Origin of the sequence: Pseudomonas sp. 478 (genome assembly GCF_003254125.1) — a bacterium.
In the GTDB taxonomy this organism is placed as follows: Bacteria; Pseudomonadota; Gammaproteobacteria; order Pseudomonadales; family Pseudomonadaceae; genus Aquipseudomonas.
The window spans coordinates 258,192-279,078 of the sequence record NZ_QKZG01000006.1 but is presented as its reverse complement, the minus strand read 5'-3'; the positions used below and the strand labels follow the sequence as shown (position 1 = coordinate 279,078).

Here is a 20,887-nt window from a genome sequence, read left to right as displayed (position 1 = left end):
TTTGCCTTCAGGTGTCATCCCATGCTGCTGCACATTCCCGGCGTGTTCGCGAAAGAAGAAGTGCAGCGCATCCGCGAGGCTCTGGAGCAGGCAGATTGGGCCGACGGCAAGATCACCGCCGGCTACCAGTCGGCTAAGGCCAAGCACAATTTGCAACTGCCTGAAGGTCACCCGCTGGCCAAGGAAGTCGGCGCGGCGATGCTGGAACGGCTGTGGAAAAATCCGCTGTTCATGTCAGCTGCGTTGCCGCACAAAGTCTTCCCTCCGTTGCTGAACTGTTACACGGCCGGCGGCAGTTTCGACTTTCACATCGACAACGCCGTGCGCCAGCCCAAGGGCAGCATCGAGCGGGTGCGCACCGATTTGTCGGCCACTCTGTTCTTCAGCGAACCGGCCGACTACGACGGTGGCGAGCTGGAAATCCAGGACACCTTCGGCACCCAACGGGTGAAGTTGCCCGCCGGCGACATGGTTCTGTACCCCGGCACCAGCCTGCACAAGGTCAACGCCGTGACGCGCGGCACTCGCTACGCTTCGTTCTTCTGGACCCAAAGCCTGGTCCGCGAAGACAGCCAGCGCGCCTTGCTGTTCGAGATGGACGGGGCGATCCAGCAGCTGACCCAGGACATGCCCGACCATCCTTCGCTGATTCGCCTCACCGGCACTTATCACAACCTGTTGCGTCGCTGGGTCGAGGTATGAGTTATCAACTGCGCCGTGAGGAAGTCCTCGACGGTGATCGTCTCAAAGCCATGCTCGAGGAAAGCCCGGCGCGCGCGGCACAGGCGATTCTGATCGCCGCCCGCGAAGGTGTACTCGATGCTCAAGCCTTGCTCGGGCAAATTCTGCTGGATGGACAGGGCATCGAGCAGGATCAGCCGCTGGCCTTGCGCTGGTTCGAGATCGCCGCTCGGCGCGGGCACCTGATGGCGCGCAACATGCTCGGGCGTTGTCATGAGCATGGTTGGGGTTGCGTGGCCGATGCTTCGGTTGCTGCGAGACATTATCGCCAGGCCGCCGAAGCCGGACTGGATTGGGCGATGTACAACTATGCCAATCTGCTGGCCACCGGGCGCGGGCTGATCGAGGATCAACTGCAAGCACTGAATTTGTATCGCCGCGCGGCTGAGCTGGGACATGCAAAGTCGATGAACCTGCTGGGGCGTTATCTGGAAGATGGGCGGGTGTGTCCCGCAGATCCGCAAGCTGCGCGTGACTGGTATCGACGCTCGGCGGTCGGCGGGGATTTTCGCGGGCAGTTCAGCTATGCCGCCGTGCTGGCGGATGAAGGCAATATCGACGAGGCGTTGGTCTGGTTACGCAAGGCGCTGGACGGAGGAAATCTGAATTTCCTGCGGGTTGCCAGTAAGGCGTTGGCGAGCGCGACGGATCCGAAAATTCGAGCGTTGGCGGTGGATTATGCCCATCGCTGCGCCGAACTGAAGCACGATCTGAAACCCCTGTAGGAGCTGTCGAGTGCAACGAGGCTGCGATCTTTTGATCTTGCCCTTAACAATCAAAAGATCACAGCCTCGTTGCACTCGACAGCTCCTACAGGGGGGGCGGGTTTTTTTTTGGAGATGGATTTCAGACACAAAAAAGCCCATGACACGTCATGGGCTTTTTGCGTTTCGCGTGTAGCGCTTACACGTAAAACGACTTCAGCGGCGGGAAGCCATTGAACTCAACGGCGCTGTAGCTGGTGGTGTAAGCACCGGTCGACAACCAGTACAAACGATCACCAATCGCCAGGTTCAGCGGCAAGCCGTACTTGTAGTTCTCGTACATGATGTCGGCGCTGTCGCAGGTCGGGCCGGCGATGACCACTTCTTCCATTTCGCCTTTCTTCTCGGTCCAGATCGGGAACTTGATGGCTTCGTCCATGGTTTCGATCAGGCCGGAGAACTTGCCCACATCCGTGTACACCCATCGCTCTACCGCGGTACGGGATTTACGGGCGACCAGCACTACTTCGCTGACCAGGATGCCGGCGTTGGCGATCAACGAACGGCCCGGTTCCAGGATGATTTCCGGCAGGTCGTCGCCGAAGTCTTCCTTGAGGAAACGGATGATTTCTTCAGCGTAGGTTTCCAGGCTGTTGGTGCGGGTGATGTAGTTGGCCGGGAAGCCGCCGCCCATGTTGATCAGCTTCAGGTGAATGCCGTCTTCTTCTTTCAGGCGTTCGAAGATCACTTTGACCTTGGCGATCGCCGCGTCCCAGACGCTGATGTCGCGCTGTTGCGAGCCGACGTGGAACGAGATGCCGTACGGCACCAGGCCCAGGTCGCGAGCGAGGATCAGCAGGTCCATGGCCATGTCGGTCTGGCAGCCGAATTTGCGCGACAGAGGCCAGTCAGCAGTGGTCGAGCCTTCGGTGAGGATGCGCACGTAGACTTTCGAACCCGGTGCCGCCTTGGCGATGTTGCGCAGATCGGCTTCGGAGTCGGTGGCATACAGACGCACGCCCTTCTCGTAGAAGTAGCGAATGTCTTTGGATTTCTTGATGGTGTTGCCGTAGCTGATGCGATCCGGGCCGACGCCCTGGTTCATCACTTTGTCGAGCTCGTAGATCGAAGCGATATCGAAGTTCGAGCCTTTCTCTTTGAGCAGGTCGATGATTTCGACGGCCGGGTTGGCCTTGACTGCGTAGTAGACCTTGGCGAATTCGAAACCGGCGCGCAGGTCGTCATAGGCCTGGCTGATCATCGCGGTGTCGATCACCACGAACGGGGTTTCTTGTTTGTCGGCGAAGGCCTTCATTTTGTTGAAGGTATCGCGCGCGAAATAGTCTTCGACGTTGATCGACATGCTGGGAACTCCTACTGGCAAACTGAAATTAACAATGGGTGCAAATGAACGTCCTCCGTATCCCCACTTTGGTTCGCCTACTTCCCAAGGCATGTCGCCGAAAGCAAAAAGGCCATGGGAAGCGGTGCTTTCCCTTGGCCTTGCTGTCTCGTCGTCAGTACTTGAGCCGGATGGATCGTTTCCAGCATGGACGTTCGGCGCGAACTTTAGGGCGTGAGGGGCTTGAGATCAACAAAAAATGTCGCGTTTTTACACGCATCCGTCGTGCGGTCCCGGACAGCTACTGATGTAACCGACCTGCATGACAGTGTGATGTTCCCTTTATAGGGATATTTGAGGTGTATCAGAGGGGTTTGTAGTGCTGCCCTTCGCGAGCAAGCCCGCTCCCACAGAGGATTTGTGTTGTTGCACAGATCCAATGTGGGAGCGGGCTTGCTCGCGAAGGCGTCAGATCAGGCAGCAGCAGTCTCAGCCGGCGAAACAATGCTGGTCTTGCCCCCACGGGACTTGCCGGAGCTCAAGTACTCGGCAATCGATTCCTGGGTCACTTCACCCAGGAACACCCGCTCCGCATCCATTACCGGCAACCACGAGCGGTTGAACTCGTACATGCGCGACAGCAGGATGCGCAAATGTTCGTCATAGACGGCGGTGGCGTTGAACTCGCGCAAATACTGCGCGCAAGTACCCGTCTGACGGTGCAGGTCGCGACGTCGTACGTAGCCCAGTGCTTTATTGTCGGCGCAAGTGACCACCACATAGCGACGGTCCAGTTCGTCCATCAACTCCAGGGCTTCAGCCACCGGCGTTTCCGGGCTCACCGACGGCGCGTTGTCCGCCGCGTCTTCGGCTTTCACCAGCAACAGACGCTTGAGCGTACTGTCCTGGCCGACGAAGTTGCTGACAAAGTCGTCCGCCGGGTGCGCCAGCAGCGTGTCCGGGTGATCGATCTGCAACAGCTTGCCGGCGCGGAAGATCGCGATCTTGTCGCCCAGCTTGATCGCTTCGTCGATGTCATGGCTGACCATGATCACGGTCTTGTTCAGCGCACGCTGCATCTCGAAGAACTCGTTCTGGATCATCTCGCGGTTGATCGGGTCGACCGCGCCGAACGGTTCGTCCATCAACAACAGCGGCGCATCCGCCGCCAGCGCACGGATCACGCCGATCCGCTGCTGCTGGCCACCGGACAATTCACGCGGGTAGCGGTTCAGGTACTGCTTGGGTTCCAGCTTGATCATGCTCATCAACTCGCGGGCGCGGTCGTGGCATTTCTGTTTGTCCCAGCCCAGCAGGCGCGGAACGATGGTGATGTTTTCCTCGATGGTCATGTTCGGGAACAGACCGATCTGCTGGATCACATAACCGATGTTGCGGCGCAGGGTCACGGCGTCGAGGTCGGTGGTGTCTTCGCCGTTGATCAGGATCTTGCCGGAGGTCGGCTTGATCAGGCGGTTGATCATCTTCAGCGTGGTGCTTTTGCCACAGCCCGATGGCCCGAGGAACACACAGATCTCGCCTTCATTGACGGTCAGGCTTACCGAGTCCACGGCTTTCACATCTTTGCCGTTGCTTTGGAAGGTCTTGCTGAGGTTTTGAAGTTCGATCATTTGAGGAGTCCTTTTGGAGTCAGCGTGCGTTGCAGCCATTGCAGAAGCAGGTCGGCGAAGATGGCCAGGAGACTGACCAGCACGGCGCCGACGATCAGCATCGACATGTCGCTGCGGCTGATTGAAGCGAGAATAAGTACACCCAGGCCACCGGCGCCGATGGTGGCGGCGATGGTCATCACACCAATGTTCATGACCACGGCGGTGCGCACACCGGCGAGGATCACTGGCACGGCGATCGGCAGTTCGACCATGCGCAGGCGTTGGCCGAAGGTCATGCCGATGCCGCGGGCGGCTTCGCGAATGCCGGGGTCGACGCCGGTCAGGGCGAGGTAGGTGTTACGCATGATCGGCAGCAGCGAATAAAGAAACACCGCGGTGATCGCCGGCATCGGGCCCAGGCCCTGGCCGAATTTGGAGTAGAACGGCAGCAGCAGGCCGAACAGGGCAATCGACGGAACGGTCAGCAGCACCGTGGCGCTGGCTTGCAACGGGCCGGCGAGGGTCGGGAAGCGCGTCATCAGGATGCCCAGCGGCACGCCGACCAGAATCGCCAGGGTCACGGCAATGCCGACCAAGGTGATGTGCTGCCCGGTCAATTGCAGGACCAACGGCCAGTCGAGATGGGAAAAGGCGTTCAGAAATTCCATGTCTTTTCCTCCTTATTTGATTGGATGTTGGCGCAGGAAATCTGCAGCAACGGATGAAGGACTTTCGTGATCGACATCGACCCGCGCATTGAGCTGACGCATGGTGGCGTCGTCGAACAGTTCGGCCAGCGGCTTGAGCTCTTCCGCGAGTTTCGGATGGGCGTCGAGGTAGACCTGACGCACCACCGGCGCAGCGGTGTAGTCCGGGAAGTAGTGTTTGTCGTCTTCCAGCAGTTTCAGCTTGAAGGCGTTCAAACGACCGTCCGTGGTGTAGACCAGACCGGCGAACACCTGACCATTGCGCAGGGCGGTGTAGACCAAACCAGCATCCATCTGCCGGATGTTTTTGCGGGTCAGGTTCATGCCGTAGAGGTCGACCATGCCGTCCAGACCGTCGGAGCGGTTGGCGAACTCGGTGTCCAGGGCGACGAGGTGATTGGTCTTCGCCTCAGCCTGCATCACCGTGTTCAGCTCGCTGATGGTGTTGATCTGCGGGTAAGCCTTGGCGGTGTTTTCTGGCAGGGCCAGGGCGTAGGTGTTGCTGAATTTCGACGGGGTAAGCCAGATCAGGCCTTTTTTCGCGTCGAGTTCTTTCACCTTGGCGTAGGACTGAGCGCTGTCGAGCTTGTCAGTGATGTGGTTGTAAGCCACCAGCGACACGCCGGTGTATTCCCACATCAGGTCAAGCTGACCACTTTCGTGGGCGCTGCGGGCCAGGTTACTGCCCAGACCGCCGGTGACTTGAGTGTCGTAACCCTTGGTGCGCAGGTACTGGGAGGTGATTTCCGCCAGCAGGGTTTGTTCAGTGAACACCCGGGCGCCGATGCGGATCACCGGTTTTTCAGCGGCTTGGGCAAATCCTGCGAACAGCAGGGCGCAGCCTAGTAAAAAGCTAAATGTCTTCATAAAGATTCCTTTGCCGAGGCTTAAGACGGGCGCAAGCCGCGTTCGAGCCAGAGGCGGCTGGCGAGTGTCACCAGGCCGTCGAGCAGCAAGGCCAGCAGGGCGGTGCAGGCCGCGCCGAGCAGCAGTTGCGGCTGATTGTTCAAGGCGATGCCAGGGAAAATCAGGCTGCCCAGACTGTTGGCGCCAATCAGGAACGCCAGCGGTGCGGTACCGACGTTGATCGCCAGCGCCACGCGCACGCCACCGATGATGATCGGCACGGCGTTCGGCAGTTCGACCCGCCACAACACCTGAGTCGGTGTCATGCCGATGCCGACGGCCGCTTCCTTGAGCGAACCCTGGACGTTTTTCAGGCCTTCATAGGTGTTGCGCACGATCGGCAACAGCGAGGCGAGGAACAGGGCGAAAATCGCGGGGCCGCTGCCGATGCCGAGGATACCCAGGGCGATGGCCAGTACGGCAAGAGGCGGCACGGTGTTGCCGATGTTGAAGATCTGCATGAAGCGTTCAGCGCGGCCCACCATGGTCGGGCGGCTGAGAAAGATACCGGCGGGTATGCCCACAACAAGGGCGGCCAGCATGGAAGCGAGGACAAGAATCAAATGGGCTTGCAGGTAAAACAACAAATCGTCGCGGTAATGTTCGATCGTGTTGATGCCAATCCAGTGGACCAGCAGGGCCAGGAGGGCGACGACAACCGCACCTCCTATCAGCCCCTTGCCATAGCGAATAGCCACAGGCGGACTCCTTTTTTCTTTGTCGGCGAACGCAGTCCCGAGTGGCAAGGCCATTCCTGGCTGCCGGGATGATCAACGTTCGCGAGAAGCAGCTCTTCATGCTGATAAAACCGCATGAGATCGAGCGCATAAGCGCAGCCTCGTCAGGCCAACTTGCTGATTTTTCAGCCCCTGGTACGAGTGCCGTAACAGGGGAGTGGACGTCTGCACCTTTTAAAAGGTTCCATATTTAGCAGCAATTAGCCACCCATGATCTCCCTTCTGGCCCATCCTTCGCCATTGGCGACAGGGCGAACGGTGGTCCGTAGAGGTCGGTTTGCGCTATACTCGCCGCCCTTTTTTGAATCACCTGCCAGGCGATTTCCCATGACCAAACAGGCCGCCGAAGTCGCGAAACGCCGCACTTTCGCCATTATTTCCCACCCCGATGCCGGTAAAACCACCATCACCGAGAAGCTCTTGCTGATGGGCAAGGCGATTGCGATTGCTGGCACGGTGAAATCTCGCAAATCTGACCGCCATGCCACCTCCGACTGGATGGAAATGGAAAAACAACGGGGTATTTCCATTACCACGTCGGTCATGCAGTTCCCGTATCGCGACCACATGATCAACCTGCTCGACACCCCGGGCCACGAAGACTTCTCCGAAGACACCTACCGCACCCTGACGGCAGTGGACTCGGCCTTGATGGTCCTCGATGGCGGTAAGGGCGTTGAGCCACGCACCATCGCGCTGATGGACGTCTGCCGTCTGCGTGACACGCCGATTGTCAGCTTCATCAACAAACTCGACCGTGACATCCGCGATCCGATCGAACTGCTCGACGAAATCGAAGCGGTCCTGAAGATCAAGGCGGCGCCGATCACCTGGCCGATCGGCTGCTACCGCGACTTCAAGGGCGTCTATCACCTCGCCGACGACTACATCATCGTCTACACCGCGGGCCACGGCCACGAGCGCACCGATGTGAAAATCATCGAGAAGCTCGACTCCGATGAAGCCCGCGCGCACTTGGGCGACGAATACGATCGCTTCGTCGATCAGCTGGAACTTGTGCAGGGCGCCTGTCACGAATTCAATCAACAGGAATTCCTCGACGGCCAACTGACTCCGGTGTTTTTCGGGACCGCATTGGGCAACTTCGGTGTCGATCACGTGCTTGACGCCGTGGTCAACTGGGCGCCGAAACCGCTGGCCCGTGTCGCCAACGAGCGCACCGTGGAACCGGTTGAAGAGAAATTCGCCGGCTTCGTGTTCAAGATCCAGGCGAACATGGACCCCAAACACCGCGACCGTATCGCCTTCATGCGTATCTGCTCCGGCAAGTACGAAAAAGGCATGAAGATGCGCCACGTGCGCACCGGCAAGGACGTGCGGATCGGCGATGCGCTGACCTTCTTCTCCTCCGAGCGTGAGCAACTGGAAGAAGCCTTCGCCGGCGACATCATCGGTTTGCACAACCACGGCACGATCCAGATCGGCGACACCTTCACCGAAGGCGAAGTCCTGGGCTTCACCGGTATCCCGCACTTCGCCCCGGAACTGTTCCGTCGCGTGCGCCTGCGTGACCCGCTGAAATCCAAGCAACTGCGTCAGGGCCTGCAGCAATTGGCAGAAGAGGGCGCCACTCAGGTGTTCTTCCCGACACGCAGCAACGACATCATCCTCGGCGCCGTCGGTGTGCTGCAGTTCGATGTGGTCGCCAGCCGTTTGAAGGAGGAATACAAAGTCGAGTGCTCCTACGAGCCGATTACTGTGTATTCCGCGCGCTGGATCGATTGCAGCGATAAGAAAAAGCTCGAAGAGTTCAGCGTCAAGGCTGTGGAAAACCTCGCCATCGACGGCGGCGGTCACCTGACTTACCTGGCCCCGACGCGGGTCAACCTGGCGCTGATGGAAGAGCGCTGGCCGGACGTGAAATTCCGTGCGACGCGTGAGCATCACTAAGCGCTGATGGCGATATCCAAAACCCCGTTGCGAAAGCTGCGGGGTTTTTTATTGCCCCCGATTTCATCCAGTTAAGCGAATCCCTGTGGGAGCGGGCTTGCTCGCGAAAGCGATAGGCCAATCAACATGGATGTTGAAGCTGATGGCCTCTTCGCGAGCAAGCCCGCTCCCACAGGGATTGTGCTGGCCTCACCGCAGTGGGAGAAATGTGCCCTGGTGGAACACCATCTGCCATTGCTCGCCCTGCTTGCGCCAGATCGAACTGCGCAAGCTGTTGGCGGGGGAGCGCTGGTCGATGGCGACGGTGTGACATTGATAAGTCACCAGGGCCGCATTTTCTGAGAGCTGTTTGGCTGTGAAGTCACTGATGGTGCGCAGAGAGAAAGGCTGAAAAGGCAACTGTTCGACCAGCTCGACCTTGTTCCAGACGCCACCGCTGGCGCCGAACTCGACAAAGTCGTCGGCGATAAGGCAGGAGATTTCTTCTGCGTCGCGCCGGGTTGCCCGTGACAGTAAGCGTTGTTCCAGATGCAGCAGTTTTTGAGACAGATCCATGGCAGTGGCCTTTGTCTGAGTTATTCGGCATTACCTTAACGCAGCACACAATATGAGCTCGAACCCCAGATTAATCTGGCACTGATGACGGATGTTGGCTGGGCGTGAAATTCCTTGCGGTGCGTAAACATCACTCAGCGAAGAGATGTCACCCGAAACTCACGGAGGGCCTGTTTTTATCTCTGGTCCGGCCCGAGGTGATGCGTGTGGGAAGTTTCTGTAAGCGTTTTTTCTGAGGTTTGTAGCTTGGGTCTGCTTTTCAGCTATCAAGGTTTTGACCAGAGACAAGGGAGTTCTTGACGTCTAGCGTTCGAAAGACATTCGCAAGTAGCGAATATCCACGAACAGGAGCGCTGGACAAATGGATGTGATGAAAAACGGTACAGATGCACTGGCAACCCGGAGACCTGAGGATCCCATTTCGGTTATCGAGCGCTACTACGATCTGATCGTCGCCAGTGCTCCCGGCTTCGAAGTCAGCAGCAGCGACGATGCTTTCGAACCCTCAATGAGGTTGCCTGAACTGGATCCTCGTATGCAGGCCTTCCTGTCGGTCGCCACCGCGCAGTTTTTTGAAATGGGCCGCTACCGGGATGTGCCGTTGCGTTTGTTCGACCTGAGGCAGAACCCAAATACTCAAACAACAAAGACCTTTGCCTCGACACTAATCGTTGCACGTGCCATCCGGCATATTCAGGAAACCGGTGAAAGCATCCTGTTGTTTTCGCCATCCTCCGGTAACAAGGCGATTGCACTGCGTGATGCAGTTCTGCGTGCATTGAAGACCAAGTTGGCACATCCCGAGCAATTGCGGATTGTCACGCTGACGCCTGCCCAGACGACCGGGAAATTGCGTAGAACCGAACTTTATGACGACCCTCGGTTGCGTGCACTCAACCCTGTATTTGTGCTTGATACCGAGTCGCCGGAAGCGGTGAAGGTTGTCGGACAGCAGTTCAAGGCTCTTTTCAATCGCCGTCCATTAGGTGATTCGAAGTTGTGGCATTCCCTGCGGCTTGAGAATTACCGGTTTTCTGACCAGGTCCGGGCGTTTTTTGACTTTGAATATGGCGACGCCTGGGACACCGATCGCAGGACCGTACATGTGCATGCGGTGTCTAGTGCATACGGTCTTTTGGGATATTGCTCAGGTGTGGAGGTATTGAAACGTCAAAGGACCCCAATTTCCATACCTTCGTTTTTACTGGTTCAACATCTAGCTACCAGCGATATGGTGCTGCACTTACTTGACGGCAACTTCGAGGGTGCTTCTGCACCCAGCTATACCCAAGCTCCAAACGGGTTGTGGGTGCAGACAGTGTCTGCGCATTTTCCTGCTGCGACCTGGAGTCTCGATGAGGTTCTAGAGCCCACTTTTTATACTCACTTGCCGCCTACTGCAGAAGAAATGACTGGGCACGTCAGGGCCAATGGCGGCTCAGGAATAATCGTTTCGCTTTATGAGTGCATGCAGCGTTACAGCGAATGCGTTCAGTTGCTCGCCGATACGCCAGTCAGATTGCCAGCCGATCCACGGGACCTGAAAGAGTGGTCATTGGTTATGGCGATGACAGGTTGCATGAATGCGATTGATCGACAGTTACTAGAGGGTATGGACGGTTGCACCATTCATGCTTCGGGCTCCTACTGTCGGGAGGACTACAAAGCGATTCCAGCCGAGGGATTGTCATTCATCAGCAGCGCTGAAGAGATGATGGAGATCCTCAGCAGGTGCTCTAAGTCATGAGTGCGAGACCTTCCATGCCTGGCGAAGCGCTCTGCCACTTCCGTGTTTACAGGGGACATTCCAGAGCTGGAAGACCTGCAAGTCTTGTTTATGTCGGAGTAGCAGAAGGGCTGCTCTACATCGCTCCTTTCGTGGATCAATGTTTTTTCGAGTTTTCCTCTGTAGAGCGGGAAGGGACTCTGGAGTGGAATCAACTTGAGATATTCATAAAGAGGAACCGAACCACTATGTGCGTGTTGATGGCTCCCGAAGAGGTTGTTCATCTATGCCAGCAGCAGGGCGATATTGTGGGCGTAAGCCGGATTCACCAGAAAGTCGACGTTTCTGCTGGTTGGGAGCATGTTCTGAGTCAGATCTCCCATCGAGAAAGCAAACGTCGTATTCAGGCTGTCAGGCAAGGGTTTGATTTTGACGTATCGCTTGAAGATGAAGATTTTTTCGCCTTCTACCGCTCCATGCATGTCCCGACAATGAGTGCTCGCTACGGTTCATTTGCTCGGAGTGTGCCGGAGGATGCGGCTTATCTGGATTTGTTCAAACGAGGGGTATTGTTTCGGGTTCATTTGAATGATGAGTGGGTCGCGGGCAGTGTTTCCCAGATTGATAAATCGGTGCGTACCTTGAATGCACGATTGATCGGGGTAAAGGGTGGTGCCGCGGTTTGCCGGGAAAATGGAGCGCAGAACTTTGTTTATCACGCGATTCTGGAATGGGCATCCAATCAACCCTTCATTGATTCTGTCGACTTTCAGGGCTGTGAGCCATTTTTGAGTAAGGGAACATTCCAGTACAAAAAACGCTTTGGGGCTCAGGCCTTTGTTCCGGATAACGCGTTTGGCCACTGGCGGATATTGATTCGAACGCCAACGCTTTGTGCTTCAACCCGACAATTCCTGATCAACAACCCCCTGATTGGTCTGGATGCTGAGGGTCGGCTCCAAGCGCAGTATTTTTACGATGCAAATCATAAGATTCGCTCGGACATTTCTTTCGTTTCAAAAGGCATTCACAGCCATGTGAGTCTTAATCTGGACCAATGGCATGATTAGTCGGTTCACCCACATGACTCGGCTGGTTGGATACTTCTGTTCAATGGCCTGGGTCCTTGCCACGTTGATCTTTATCAATCGCTTGAGTGCCATGGTCAAACTGTTCATGGCGCTGTACCTGCGTCAGGAACTGGGGTTTTCGATTGAGACGGTTGGCTGGTTGTTATCCGGTTACGGGGCCGGCTTGCTGATAGGGTCAATGGTCGGCGGACTGCTCAGTGATCATTTCTCCACGGCGCGGCTTACGGCCGCGTTGTTTTTTGTTTCTGCATGGATACTGGTCTTGTTGGGGCTGGTCACTGATGTGACTTTGCTGGGCGGGTTGCTGCTGCTCAGTGGTGCTCTCGACGGTGCGATTCGTACGCTTCATCAGCGTTTGCTTATGGAGCATTGCGAAGTTAAGCAACGCGTTCGCGCGCAGTCGTTGAGCCGCGTCGCGAGCAACCTGGGGATGGCGGTAGCCGGGGTGGCGGGTGGTGTCCTGGCGCAGACTGATTTTCGCTGGGTGTTTTTTGTCAGTGCGGCGATGACGGTGCTGGCCTTGGTCTGGTTTGTACGGTCGACATTTCATCGCGAAGCTTTTTTGATGGAGGAGGACACGGATACAGCTTCGGGATTATGCACACCGTATCGGGACAAGCCTTTCCTTTGGTTGTTGGCGGCTTCCGTGCTACTGGGCCTGGCCTTTGAACCGGTCTACAGCATGTTGGGTAACTATCTACTTGATTACTATCGGTTGGGTACTGAGTTCATCGGGTGGCAATTCGCACTCAATGCGATGCTCGTGGTGACGCTGCAAATTCCGTTTTCTCACTGGGGGGAGCGATGGGGGGCTCGACGGCAACTGCTGGCTGGCAGTCTTTTGTTGGCTTGCGGACTTGGAATGCTGCCTCTGGGGACCGGAGTGTTGTTTGTCTGCCTGTCGACGGTGATTTGGACGCTTGGCGAAATTCTTTTCATGCCGACCCTCAATGTCCTGGTCATGCAGCGTGCACAGGCGGGAAAGAGCGGGCAGTACTTTGGTCTTTTTGCCATGTGCTGGAGCACGAGCGTGCTGCTTTCGCCGACGCTTGGAGGCCAGCTCTATGGTTATTTTGGCGGGCATAGTGTCTGGATCGCTAGCGCGGCTCTGGCGTTGCTGGCCATACCGTTGATTTATCAGGCGACTCGTTTTATCGGGGCCTCGAAGGGTTCTTCCCTCCGCGCGCGGCGAGCCTGCTTCACTTAGCTGATCTGGTTATAGGCATTGTTCACAACCCATCTCCCCGCCAAGGAGCATTCCGTCCATTCGTTAGCGTCCTATCTGGAGAACCGAATCAATCGGAACTGGATTTTATTCAGCGCCAGATTGTCGAGTAAGGTTTTTCTGTAGGTCTTTTTTCCTGATTTCGTAGCTTGTCTCTGTTTTTCTGTTCTCGGTACTTTTACCCGCGACAACCAAATCGCTGACGTCTAACGTACAGGGCACACTTCACAAGCAGCACTTTCCACGAGCAGGAGCACAAGGGATCAATGGAATGACCGGTAGGCTCACTCACCTGCTGCGGCTGGACGGCTATTTCTGCGTAATGGCCTGGGTGCTGGCGGCGTTGTTGTTCATCAATCGCTTGAGCACCATGGTCAAGCTGTTCATGGCGTTGTACTTGCGCCAGGAACTGGGGCTTGCGATTGAAACCGTTGGCTGGTTGTTATCCGGATACGGGGCTGGTTTGCTGATCGGGTCAATGGTCGGCGGACTGCTCAGTGATCATTTCTCCACGGCGCGGCTCACTGCCGCGTTGTTTTTTGTCTCGGCATGGGTATTGGTCTTGTTGGGGCTGGTGACTGACGTGCCTTTGCTGGCTGGGTTGCTGCTGTTCAGCGGTGTACTCGATGGTGCGATTCGCACCCTTCATCAGCGGTTGATCATGGAGTATTGCCAGGTTGCGCAGCGTGCTCGTGCGCAGTCTTTGAGTCGTGTTGCCAGAAACCTGGGTATGGCGGTCGCCGGGGTGGTGGGTGGGGTGCTGGCGCAGACTGATTTTCGCTGGGTGTTTTTTGTCAGTGCAGCCATGACGCTGTTGGCGTTTTTGTGGTTTGTCCGAACGACATTTCATCGACCGGTCTTGATACCGGATGAGGTGCCTGAAATTGCTTCAGGTTCATGCGTACCGTATCGAAACAAACCGTTCCTGTGGTTGTTGGCGGCTGCCGTCGTGCTCGGCCTGGCCTTTGACCCGGTCTACAGCATGTTGGGCAACTATTTACTCGAGTACTACCGGTTGAGCACTGAAGTCATTGGGTGGCAATTTGCACTCAATGCGGTGTTGGTGGTGGTGCTGCAAATACCGTTATCTCATTGGAGTGAGCAATGGGGTACGCGCCGGCAACTGCTGGCAGGGAGCCTGTTATTGGCCTGCGGGCTCGGGATGTTGCCGTTGGGGTCCGGGGTGCTTTTTGTCTGCCTGTCGACCGTGATTTGGACGCTGGGCGAAGCTCTTTTCATGCCGCCCCTGAACGTGCTGGTCATGCAGCATGCGCAAGGAGGAAAAAGCGGGCATTACTTTGGTCTTTTTTTCATGTGCTGGAGTGCAAGTGCCCTGCTTTCGCCTGCGCTTGGAGGCCAGCTCTATGGTCATTTCGGTGGGCATAGCGTCTGGCTCGCCAGTGCGGCTCTGGCGGTCCTGTCCATACCGCTGATTTATCAAGCGACTCGCTTGTCAGGACAGCAAAAGGTTCTTCCAACAGCGCGCGCCGAGCCTGCTTCGCTTAGCTGATCCGGTTATAGACGTTATTCAAAACCAATCTCCCCACCGAGGGCATTCCGTCCATCCGTTAGCGTCCTATCTGGAGAACCGAATCAATCGGAACTAGATTCTATTCAACGCCAGAGAAGGCATCGCTGTTTCACCTACAAATGGATGGAATCGGCTATGAACAGGTTGCTACGCGTTTTATTGATGTTGAAAGTATTGGTAATGCTGACCCTCGGCAGTTCGGCGGTCTGGGCCGAGTGCGAGAATCACGATACCCAGGCTTCGAGCGGGCAGGTCGGGCAGGGTGAATTGATGCTCGCCAAGTCCGAATCGGAGGCGGGCGATCAGGGGCAGGGCGGCAGCGCAGACGATGACGACTCGACCACTGACGAACCGGACGATGAGGATGAAGGGGCTTAAGTGACAGGCAAAAGAAAACCCCTCCTGCCCGACTGATGCGCAGCCGAAGCAGAAGGGGTTAGTGAACAGGTCATCTATCCCTGGGAGCGAGCAGGCTCACTCCCACATTTTTATGCCGCGCCGTCGAGGAATTGCTCGGCGTAGTGGCAAGCCACCTGGCGGCTGTCGAGCAGGCGCAGGGCCGGCTCTTCAGTGCTGCAACGCTCGGTCGCGTACGGGCAGCGCTTGTGGAAAGCGCAACCCGATGGCGGGTTCAACGGGTTGGGCAACTCGCCGACGATCTTGATTTTCGGCTTGTTCGGGTCGGGGTGAATGGTCGGGGTGGCCGACAGCAGCGCCTGGGTGTACGGGTGCAGAGGACGCTCATAGATGTCGTTCTTCGGGCCCATTTCTACCGGGCGACCGAGGTACATCACCATCACGTCATCGGCGACGTGTTGCACCACCGCCAGGTTGTGGGAGATGAACACGTAAGCGGTGTTGAACTCTTGCTGCAAGTCCATGAACAGGTTCAGCACCTGCGCCTGAATGGACACGTCCAGCGCCGAGGTCGGTTCATCCGCTACCAGCACTTTAGGCTGCAACATCATCGCGCGGGCCAGGGCGATCCGCTGGCGCTGACCGCCGGAGAACATGTGCGGATAACGCTGGTAGTGCTCAGGACGCAAGCCCACCTGCTTCATCATCGCCTGCACTTTCTCACGACGTTCGGCGGCGCTCAGGTTGGTGTTGATCAGCAGCGGCTCGCCGAGCTGGTCACCGACCTTTTGCCGCGGGTTCAACGACGCGTAAGGGCTCTGGAACACCATCTGCACGTCTTTGCGCAATTGCTTGCGTTCAGCTTTGTTCGCGCCGGTGACTTCCTGCCCGGCGATTTTCAAGGAACCGGAGGACGGCTCTTCGATCAGCGTCAGGGCACGGGCCAGGGTGGATTTGCCGCAGCCCGATTCGCCGACGACAGCGAGGGTCTTGCCGGCTTCCAGTTCGAACGACACACCGTTCAGGGCGCGAACGGTCGCATGGCCCTTGAACAGGCCACGGGACACTTCGTAGTGACGGGTCAGGTCGCGGGCGGTAAGTACGACGGCCATTACGCCACCTCCTGATTCAACGGGTAGAAGCAGCGGGCGAGGCTGTTGCTTTTCGGGTCGAGGGTTGGACGTTGCTGACGGCAGGTCTCCTGCACGTACGGGCAACGCGGCGACAGCAGACAACCCTGCGGACGGTCATAACGACCGGGAACGATGCCCGGCAGCGTGGCCAGACGCGTGGCGCCGAGGCTGTGTTCCGGAATCGCCTTGAGCAGCGCTTCGCTGTACGGGTGCGCCGGAATGTCGAACAGCTGAGGCACCTGACCCACTTCGACCGCTTGGCCGGCGTACATCACGCACACGCGCTGGGCGGTTTCGGCCACGACCGCGAGGTCGTGAGTGATCAGCACCAGGCCCATGTTCTGCTCTTTCTGCAGGGCCAACAGCAGGTCCATGATCTGCGCCTGAATCGTTACGTCCAGTGCCGTGGTCGGTTCGTCGGCGATCAGCAGTTTCGGTTCGCCGGCAATCGCCATGGCGATCGCAACACGCTGGCTCATACCACCGGACAGTTGATGCGGGTAAGCATCCATACGGCTGGCGGCGCCCGGGATTTCAACTTTTTCCAGCAATTCGATGGCACGTTTGCGGGCTTGCTTGCCGGACATTTTCAGGTGCAGGCGCAGCACTTCTTCGATCTGGAAACCGACGGTGTAGCTCGGGTTCAGCGCGGTCATCGGGTCCTGGAAGACCATGGCCAGGTCTTTGCCGACGATCTGCCGACGCTGACGGTTGCTCAGTTTGAGCATGTTCTTGCCGTCGAAATTCAGGGCGTCGGCGGTGACGATCCCCGGATGTTCGATCAAGCCCATCAGCGCCATCATGGTCACGGACTTGCCGGAACCCGATTCGCCAACGATGGCCAGAACTTCGCCCTTGTCCACGGTAATGTCGAGACCGTCGACCACCGGAACGGCGTTCTTGTCGCCGAAGCGAACGTTAAGATTCTTGATTTCTAACAGTGACATTTGAATCTCCTCAGGCGGCGTTCTTGAGTTTCGGGTCCAGCGCATCGCGCAGGCCGTCGCCCATCAAGTTGATTGCCAGCACGCTGAGCAAAATGGTCAAACCAGGCAGACTGACGACCCACCAGGCGCGTTCGATGTAGTCACGAGCCGAAGCCAGCATGGTGCCCCACTCAGGGGTTGGCGGTTGAACGCCAAGGCCGAGGAAGCCCAGTGCGGCGGCATCGAGAATCGCCGAGGAGAAACTCAAGGTCGCCTGAACGATCAGCGGCGCCATGCAGTTAGGCAGCACGGTGACGAACATCAGGCGTGGCAGACCGGCACCGGCCAGGCGCGCGGCGGTCACGTAGTCGCGGTTCAGCTCGCCCATCACCGCGGCGCGGGTCAGACGAACATAGGACGGCAACGAAACCACGGCGATGGCAATAATGGTGTTGATCAGGCCAGGGCCGAGGATGGCGACAATCGCCACCGCCAGCAGCAGGGACGGCAGGGCCAGCATGATGTCCATCAGACGCATGATGGTCGGGCCGAGCAAGCGAGGGAAGAACCCGGCGAACAGACCCAAGAGGATGCCCGGAATCAGCGACATCACCACCGACGACAAGCCGATCAGCAGGGACAGGCGCGAACCGTGGATCAGCCGCGACAGCAGGTCGCGACCCAGTTCATCGGTGCCGAGCAGGAACTGGAGCTGCCCACCTTCCAGCCAGGACGGCGGGGTCAGCAGGAAGTCGCGAAATTGCTCGCTCGGGTTATGCGGTGCCACCCAAGGGGCGAACAGGGCGCAGAAAATCACCAGCAGCATGAACAGCAGGCCGGCGACGGCGCCTTTGTTCTTGGAGAACGCTTGCCAGAATTCTTTGTAGGGAGACGGATACAGCAGGCTTTGATCGACTGCTACCGGTGTAGTGAGAGTGGTCATGGTCTTGATCTCAGCGCTGATGACGGATACGTGGGTTGGCAAAGCCGTAGAGGATGTCCACCACGAAGTTGACCAGAATCACCAGGCAGGCAATTAACAGGATGCCGTTTTGCACCACGGGATAGTCCCGTGCGCCAATGGCTTCGATCAGCCATTTGCCGATGCCGGGCCAGGAGAAGATGGTTTCGGTCAGGACCGCACCGGCCAGCAATGTGCCGACTTGCAGGCCGACCACGGTCAGCACCGGAATCAGCGCGTTACGCAGGCCGTGGACGAACACCACGCGCGAGGGCGACAGGCCTTTGGCGCGGGCGGTACGGATGTAGTCTTCACGCAGCACTTCGAGCATCGAAGAACGGGTCATCCGCGCGATCACTGCCAGCGGGATGGTGCCGAGCACAATGGCCGGCAGGATCAGGTGATGCAGGGCATCGAAGAACGCACCGACGTCATCGGCCAGCAGCGTGTCGATGAGCATGAAACCGGTCCGCGGCTCGATGTCGTAGAGCAGGTCGATCCGCCCGGACACCGGGGTCCAGCCCAGGGACACCGAGAAGAACATGATCAGGATCAGGCCCCACCAGAAGATCGGCATCGAGTATCCCGCCAGGGAGACGCCCATCACCCCGTGGTCGAACAGGGATCCTCGCTTGAGTGCCGCGATCACCCCGGCCAGAAGGCCCAGGATGCCGGCGAACAACAGGGCGGCCATGGACAGTTCCAGGGTCGCGGGGAATAGAGAAGTGAATTCGCTCCAGACACTTTCACGGGTACGCAGGGATTCGCCGAGATCGCCGTGGGCCAGTTTGCCAACGTAATCCAGGTATTGGGCATACAGGGGTTTGTTCAGACCTAGGCGTTCCATTGCCTGAGCGTGCATTTCGGGGTCGACTCGACGTTCGCCCATCATTACTTCCACGGGGTCGCCTGGAATCATGCGAATCAACGCGAAAGTCAGCAAGGTGATGCCGAAGAACGTGGGGATCAATAACCCCAATCGGCGGGCAATAAAACTAAACATCGTGTGGTGTACCTCATCAGCCGGTTAGGCGTGCCTGGCGTCCCTGGGGTCAGGGACGCCGGGAGTTTTCTTATCTACTTCACCTGGGTGGTGGCGAAGTTATTAGTGGTGAGCGGGCTAATGTGATAGCCCTCTACGTTGTTGCGCATTGCGGTGAACATACGGGTGTGCGCCATGCTGATCCATGGCTGGTCCTGATTGAAAACCTCTTGGGCTTGCTCATAGAGCGCTGCACGTTCCGCCGGGTTCACTTTAGCCCTGGCTTCATCGATCAGCGTCTGGAACTTCTCATTGCACCAGCGTGCGTAGTTTTCGCCGTTTTTGGCGGCCTCGCAACTGAGCATAGGCGTCAGGAAGTTATCCGGGTCGCCGTTATCGCCCGCCCATCCGGCAGAAACCATGTCGTGCTCGCCGTTTTTCGCGCGCTTGAGCATTTCGCCCCACTCCATGACGCGAATATCGACCTTGATCCCGACCTGGGCCAGGTCGGCCTGCATCATCTGCGCACCGAGCATCGGGTTCGGGTTGGTTGGACCGCCGCCGTTACGGGTGAACAGGGTAAACGTAGTGCCTTCCGGTACGCCGGCTTCCTTGAGCAAGGCGCGAGCCTTGTCCAGATCACGCGGCGGGTTCTTCAGCGTGTGGTTGTAGCCCAGCAGGGTGTCCGGGTACGGGTTGACCGCCACGGTCGCATTGCCTTTGCCGAATAGCGCGTTGACGTAGGCGGCTTTGTCGAAGGCGATATCGATGGCTTTACGTACGCGCACATCGCTCATGTACTTGTGCGAGGTGTTCATGGCGATGTACGAGACGGTCATCGCGTTCAGTTCATCGACACTCAGTTTGGCGTCTTTCTTGATGCTCGGGATGTCATCTGGCTTGGGATACAGCGCAATCTGGCATTCGTTGGCTTTCAGTTTTTGCAGGCGCACGTTGTTGTCGGTGGCGATGGCCAGGATCAGCGAATCAGCCGGTGGCTTGCCACGGAAGTAATCCGGGTTGGCCTTGAAGCGGACTTGAGCGTCCTTGTTGTAACGCTGGAAAACGAACGGGCCGGTGCCGACAGGTTTGTTGTTCAGGTCGCCGGTCTTGTTGGCCTTGAGCAACTGGTCGGCATATTCGGCGGAGTAGATCGAGGAGAAGGCCATGGCGATATCGGCCAGGAACGGCGCTTCGCGGCGGGTCAGGGTGAAGGTGACCGTGTTGTCGTCGATCTTCTCGACACTTTTGAGCAGTTCCTTGAAGCCCATGCTTTCAAAGTACGGGAAGCCCACGCTCGACAGTTTGTGCCATGGGTGATTCGGGTCCAGCTGACGCTGGAAGCTCCAGACCACGTCGTCGGCGTTCATGTCGCGGGTCGGCTTGAAGTAGTCGGTGGTGTGGAACTTGACGCCTTTGCGCAGGTGGAACGTGTAGGTCAGGCCGTCCTCACTGATGTCCCAGGAATCGGCCAGTGCCGGAATCACTTCAGTGGTGCCGGGCTTGAAGTCCGCCAGACGATTGAAGATGGTTTCGGCCACCGCATCGGCGGTGACTGCAGTCGTGTACTGGACCATGTCGAAGCCTTCCGGACTGGCTTCGGTGCAGACCACCAGGGGTTTGGCCGAGACGCCAACAGCGACACTCAGCAACGCGGCTGCAATGGCCGCACGTAGGGGAAGCATTTTCATCAAAGAACCCTCTGCAATCGGTTTAAGGATTAATGCCCCACGGCTGAT

At 57.7% G+C, this 20,887-nt stretch carries 19 protein-coding genes; 8 read left to right on the top strand and 11 right to left on the bottom strand.

The genetic code is table 11. From position 1 onward, the window contains the following. Positions 1 to 21 precede the first annotated feature (21 nt). Together DFS28_RS15060 and DFS28_RS15055 are read left to right on the top strand one after the other, a co-directional pair. Positions 22 to 702 carry a Fe2+-dependent dioxygenase gene (locus tag DFS28_RS15060; protein WP_111450445.1) on the top strand — a complete coding sequence of 227 codons (681 nt, stop codon included), beginning with the start codon at positions 22 to 24 and terminating at the stop codon, positions 700 to 702. Continuing rightward, complete coding sequence (locus DFS28_RS15055) at positions 699 to 1,466, top strand: tetratricopeptide repeat protein (protein WP_111450444.1); 768 nt, start codon at positions 699 to 701, stop codon at positions 1,464 to 1,466. Before DFS28_RS15060 ends, DFS28_RS15055 begins: the two co-directional genes overlap by 4 nt. Positions 1,467 to 1,644: 178 nt before the next feature. Here the strand turns inward: DFS28_RS15055 and DFS28_RS15050 are convergent, their stop codons facing one another. From DFS28_RS15050 to DFS28_RS15030, 5 genes are all read right to left on the bottom strand, one after another. After that, complete coding sequence (locus tag DFS28_RS15050; RefSeq protein ID WP_027924486.1) at positions 1,645 to 2,808, bottom strand: type III PLP-dependent enzyme; 1,164 nt, start codon at positions 2,806 to 2,808, stop codon at positions 1,645 to 1,647. 452 nt (positions 2,809 to 3,260) lie between these two features. Continuing rightward, the gene (locus DFS28_RS15045) at positions 3,261 to 4,418 is read right to left on the bottom strand and encodes a betaine/proline/choline family ABC transporter ATP-binding protein (RefSeq protein ID WP_111450443.1); all 1,158 of its coding nucleotides are present in this window, start codon (positions 4,416 to 4,418) and stop codon (positions 3,261 to 3,263) included. Continuing rightward, a complete protein-coding gene (locus DFS28_RS15040) occupies positions 4,415 to 5,068 on the bottom strand; it encodes an ABC transporter permease (protein WP_008148960.1) in 654 nt (217 codons plus the stop codon). Before DFS28_RS15040 ends, DFS28_RS15045 begins: the two co-directional genes overlap by 4 nt. A gap of 12 nt (positions 5,069 to 5,080) precedes the next feature. Beyond that, the gene (locus DFS28_RS15035) at positions 5,081 to 5,974 is read right to left on the bottom strand and encodes a glycine betaine ABC transporter substrate-binding protein (RefSeq protein WP_111450442.1); all 894 of its coding nucleotides are present in this window, start codon (positions 5,972 to 5,974) and stop codon (positions 5,081 to 5,083) included. 20 nt (positions 5,975 to 5,994) lie between these two features. Continuing rightward, the gene (locus DFS28_RS15030; RefSeq protein WP_008148956.1) at positions 5,995 to 6,711 is read right to left on the bottom strand and encodes an ABC transporter permease; all 717 of its coding nucleotides are present in this window, start codon (positions 6,709 to 6,711) and stop codon (positions 5,995 to 5,997) included. A gap of 366 nt (positions 6,712 to 7,077) precedes the next feature. On the opposite strand from DFS28_RS15030, the gene DFS28_RS15025 reads away from it, so the two are divergent. Next, positions 7,078 to 8,661 carry a peptide chain release factor 3 gene (locus DFS28_RS15025; RefSeq protein ID WP_056742891.1) on the top strand — a complete coding sequence of 528 codons (1,584 nt, stop codon included), beginning with the start codon at positions 7,078 to 7,080 and terminating at the stop codon, positions 8,659 to 8,661. A gap of 189 nt (positions 8,662 to 8,850) precedes the next feature. Here DFS28_RS15025 and DFS28_RS15015 read toward each other — a convergent pair whose 3' ends face one another. Beyond that, positions 8,851 to 9,216, bottom strand: a complete 366-nt coding sequence (locus DFS28_RS15015) for a DUF4440 domain-containing protein (protein WP_111450441.1) — start codon at positions 9,214 to 9,216, stop codon at positions 8,851 to 8,853. 361 nt (positions 9,217 to 9,577) lie between these two features. On the opposite strand from DFS28_RS15015, the gene DFS28_RS15010 reads away from it, so the two are divergent. The 5 genes from DFS28_RS15010 to DFS28_RS14990 all read left to right on the top strand — a co-directional run bounded on the left by DFS28_RS15010 (position 9,578) and on the right by DFS28_RS14990 (position 15,167). After that, positions 9,578 to 10,963 carry a DUF6002 family protein gene (locus DFS28_RS15010; RefSeq protein ID WP_111450440.1) on the top strand — a complete coding sequence of 462 codons (1,386 nt, stop codon included), beginning with the start codon at positions 9,578 to 9,580 and terminating at the stop codon, positions 10,961 to 10,963. Continuing rightward, positions 10,960 to 12,012, top strand: coding sequence for a hypothetical protein (locus DFS28_RS15005; RefSeq protein WP_223526464.1), 1,053 nt, complete (start codon positions 10,960 to 10,962; stop codon positions 12,010 to 12,012). Before DFS28_RS15010 ends, DFS28_RS15005 begins: the two co-directional genes overlap by 4 nt. Then, a complete protein-coding gene (locus tag DFS28_RS15000) occupies positions 12,005 to 13,240 on the top strand; it encodes an MFS transporter (RefSeq protein WP_111450439.1) in 1,236 nt (411 codons plus the stop codon). Before DFS28_RS15005 ends, DFS28_RS15000 begins: the two co-directional genes overlap by 8 nt. A 289-nt stretch (positions 13,241 to 13,529) precedes the next feature. Beyond that, entirely contained in the window at positions 13,530 to 14,768 is a 1,239-nt protein-coding gene (locus DFS28_RS14995; RefSeq protein WP_111450438.1) for an MFS transporter, read from the top strand. 156 nt (positions 14,769 to 14,924) lie between these two features. Beyond that, positions 14,925 to 15,167: a hypothetical protein gene (locus DFS28_RS14990; protein WP_111450437.1), complete on the top strand. Its 243-nt coding sequence runs from the start codon at positions 14,925 to 14,927 to the stop codon at positions 15,165 to 15,167. Between the two features lie 110 nt (positions 15,168 to 15,277). Here the strand turns inward: DFS28_RS14990 and DFS28_RS14985 are convergent, their stop codons facing one another. The 5 genes from DFS28_RS14985 to DFS28_RS14965 all read right to left on the bottom strand — a co-directional run bounded on the left by DFS28_RS14985 (position 15,278) and on the right by DFS28_RS14965 (position 20,839). Further along, positions 15,278 to 16,258, bottom strand: a complete 981-nt coding sequence (locus tag DFS28_RS14985; protein WP_111450436.1) for a peptide ABC transporter ATP-binding protein — start codon at positions 16,256 to 16,258, stop codon at positions 15,278 to 15,280. Next, positions 16,258 to 17,226: an ABC transporter ATP-binding protein gene (locus tag DFS28_RS14980; RefSeq protein ID WP_111450435.1), complete on the bottom strand. Its 969-nt coding sequence runs from the start codon at positions 17,224 to 17,226 to the stop codon at positions 16,258 to 16,260. Before DFS28_RS14980 ends, DFS28_RS14985 begins: the two co-directional genes overlap by 1 nt. Before the next feature lie 10 nt (positions 17,227 to 17,236). Further along, on the bottom strand, positions 17,237 to 18,148 hold the full coding sequence (locus tag DFS28_RS14975; protein WP_111450434.1) for an ABC transporter permease subunit: 912 nt from the start codon (positions 18,146 to 18,148) through the stop codon (positions 17,237 to 17,239). Positions 18,149 to 18,158: 10 nt separating this feature from the next. Then, positions 18,159 to 19,169, bottom strand: coding sequence for an ABC transporter permease subunit (locus tag DFS28_RS14970; RefSeq protein ID WP_008148942.1), 1,011 nt, complete (start codon positions 19,167 to 19,169; stop codon positions 18,159 to 18,161). 74 nt (positions 19,170 to 19,243) lie between these two features. Then, on the bottom strand, positions 19,244 to 20,839 hold the full coding sequence (locus DFS28_RS14965; RefSeq protein WP_111450433.1) for an ABC transporter substrate-binding protein: 1,596 nt from the start codon (positions 20,837 to 20,839) through the stop codon (positions 19,244 to 19,246). Positions 20,840 to 20,887: the final 48 nt, after the last annotated feature.

Excerpts from the sequence above, each read along its gene's own strand:
- DFS28_RS14990 (WP_111450437.1), top strand. The coding sequence starts at position 14,925 with ATGAACAGGTTGCTACGCGTTTTATTGATGTTGAAAGTATTGGTAATG.
- DFS28_RS15040 (WP_008148960.1), bottom strand. The coding sequence starts at position 5,068 with ATGGAATTTCTGAACGCCTTTTCCCATCTCGACTGGCCGTTGGTCCTG.
- DFS28_RS15050 (WP_027924486.1), bottom strand. The coding sequence starts at position 2,808 with ATGTCGATCAACGTCGAAGACTATTTCGCGCGCGATACCTTCAACAAA.
- DFS28_RS14985 (WP_111450436.1), bottom strand. The coding sequence starts at position 16,258 with ATGGCCGTCGTACTTACCGCCCGCGACCTGACCCGTCACTACGAAGTG.
- DFS28_RS15005 (WP_223526464.1), top strand. The coding sequence starts at position 10,960 with ATGAGTGCGAGACCTTCCATGCCTGGCGAAGCGCTCTGCCACTTCCGT.
- DFS28_RS15045 (WP_111450443.1), bottom strand. The coding sequence starts at position 4,418 with ATGATCGAACTTCAAAACCTCAGCAAGACCTTCCAAAGCAACGGCAAA.
- DFS28_RS15055 (WP_111450444.1), top strand. The coding sequence starts at position 699 with ATGAGTTATCAACTGCGCCGTGAGGAAGTCCTCGACGGTGATCGTCTC.
- DFS28_RS15010 (WP_111450440.1), top strand. The coding sequence starts at position 9,578 with ATGGATGTGATGAAAAACGGTACAGATGCACTGGCAACCCGGAGACCT.
- DFS28_RS15060 (WP_111450445.1), top strand. The coding sequence starts at position 22 with ATGCTGCTGCACATTCCCGGCGTGTTCGCGAAAGAAGAAGTGCAGCGC.
- DFS28_RS15025 (WP_056742891.1), top strand. The coding sequence starts at position 7,078 with ATGACCAAACAGGCCGCCGAAGTCGCGAAACGCCGCACTTTCGCCATT.
- DFS28_RS15015 (WP_111450441.1), bottom strand. The coding sequence starts at position 9,216 with ATGGATCTGTCTCAAAAACTGCTGCATCTGGAACAACGCTTACTGTCA.
- DFS28_RS14975 (WP_111450434.1), bottom strand. The coding sequence starts at position 18,148 with ATGACCACTCTCACTACACCGGTAGCAGTCGATCAAAGCCTGCTGTAT.
- DFS28_RS14970 (WP_008148942.1), bottom strand. The coding sequence starts at position 19,169 with ATGTTTAGTTTTATTGCCCGCCGATTGGGGTTATTGATCCCCACGTTC.
- DFS28_RS14995 (WP_111450438.1), top strand. The coding sequence starts at position 13,530 with ATGACCGGTAGGCTCACTCACCTGCTGCGGCTGGACGGCTATTTCTGC.
- DFS28_RS15000 (WP_111450439.1), top strand. The coding sequence starts at position 12,005 with ATGATTAGTCGGTTCACCCACATGACTCGGCTGGTTGGATACTTCTGT.
- DFS28_RS14965 (WP_111450433.1), bottom strand. The coding sequence starts at position 20,839 with ATGAAAATGCTTCCCCTACGTGCGGCCATTGCAGCCGCGTTGCTGAGT.
- DFS28_RS15035 (WP_111450442.1), bottom strand. The coding sequence starts at position 5,974 with ATGAAGACATTTAGCTTTTTACTAGGCTGCGCCCTGCTGTTCGCAGGA.
- DFS28_RS14980 (WP_111450435.1), bottom strand. The coding sequence starts at position 17,226 with ATGTCACTGTTAGAAATCAAGAATCTTAACGTTCGCTTCGGCGACAAG.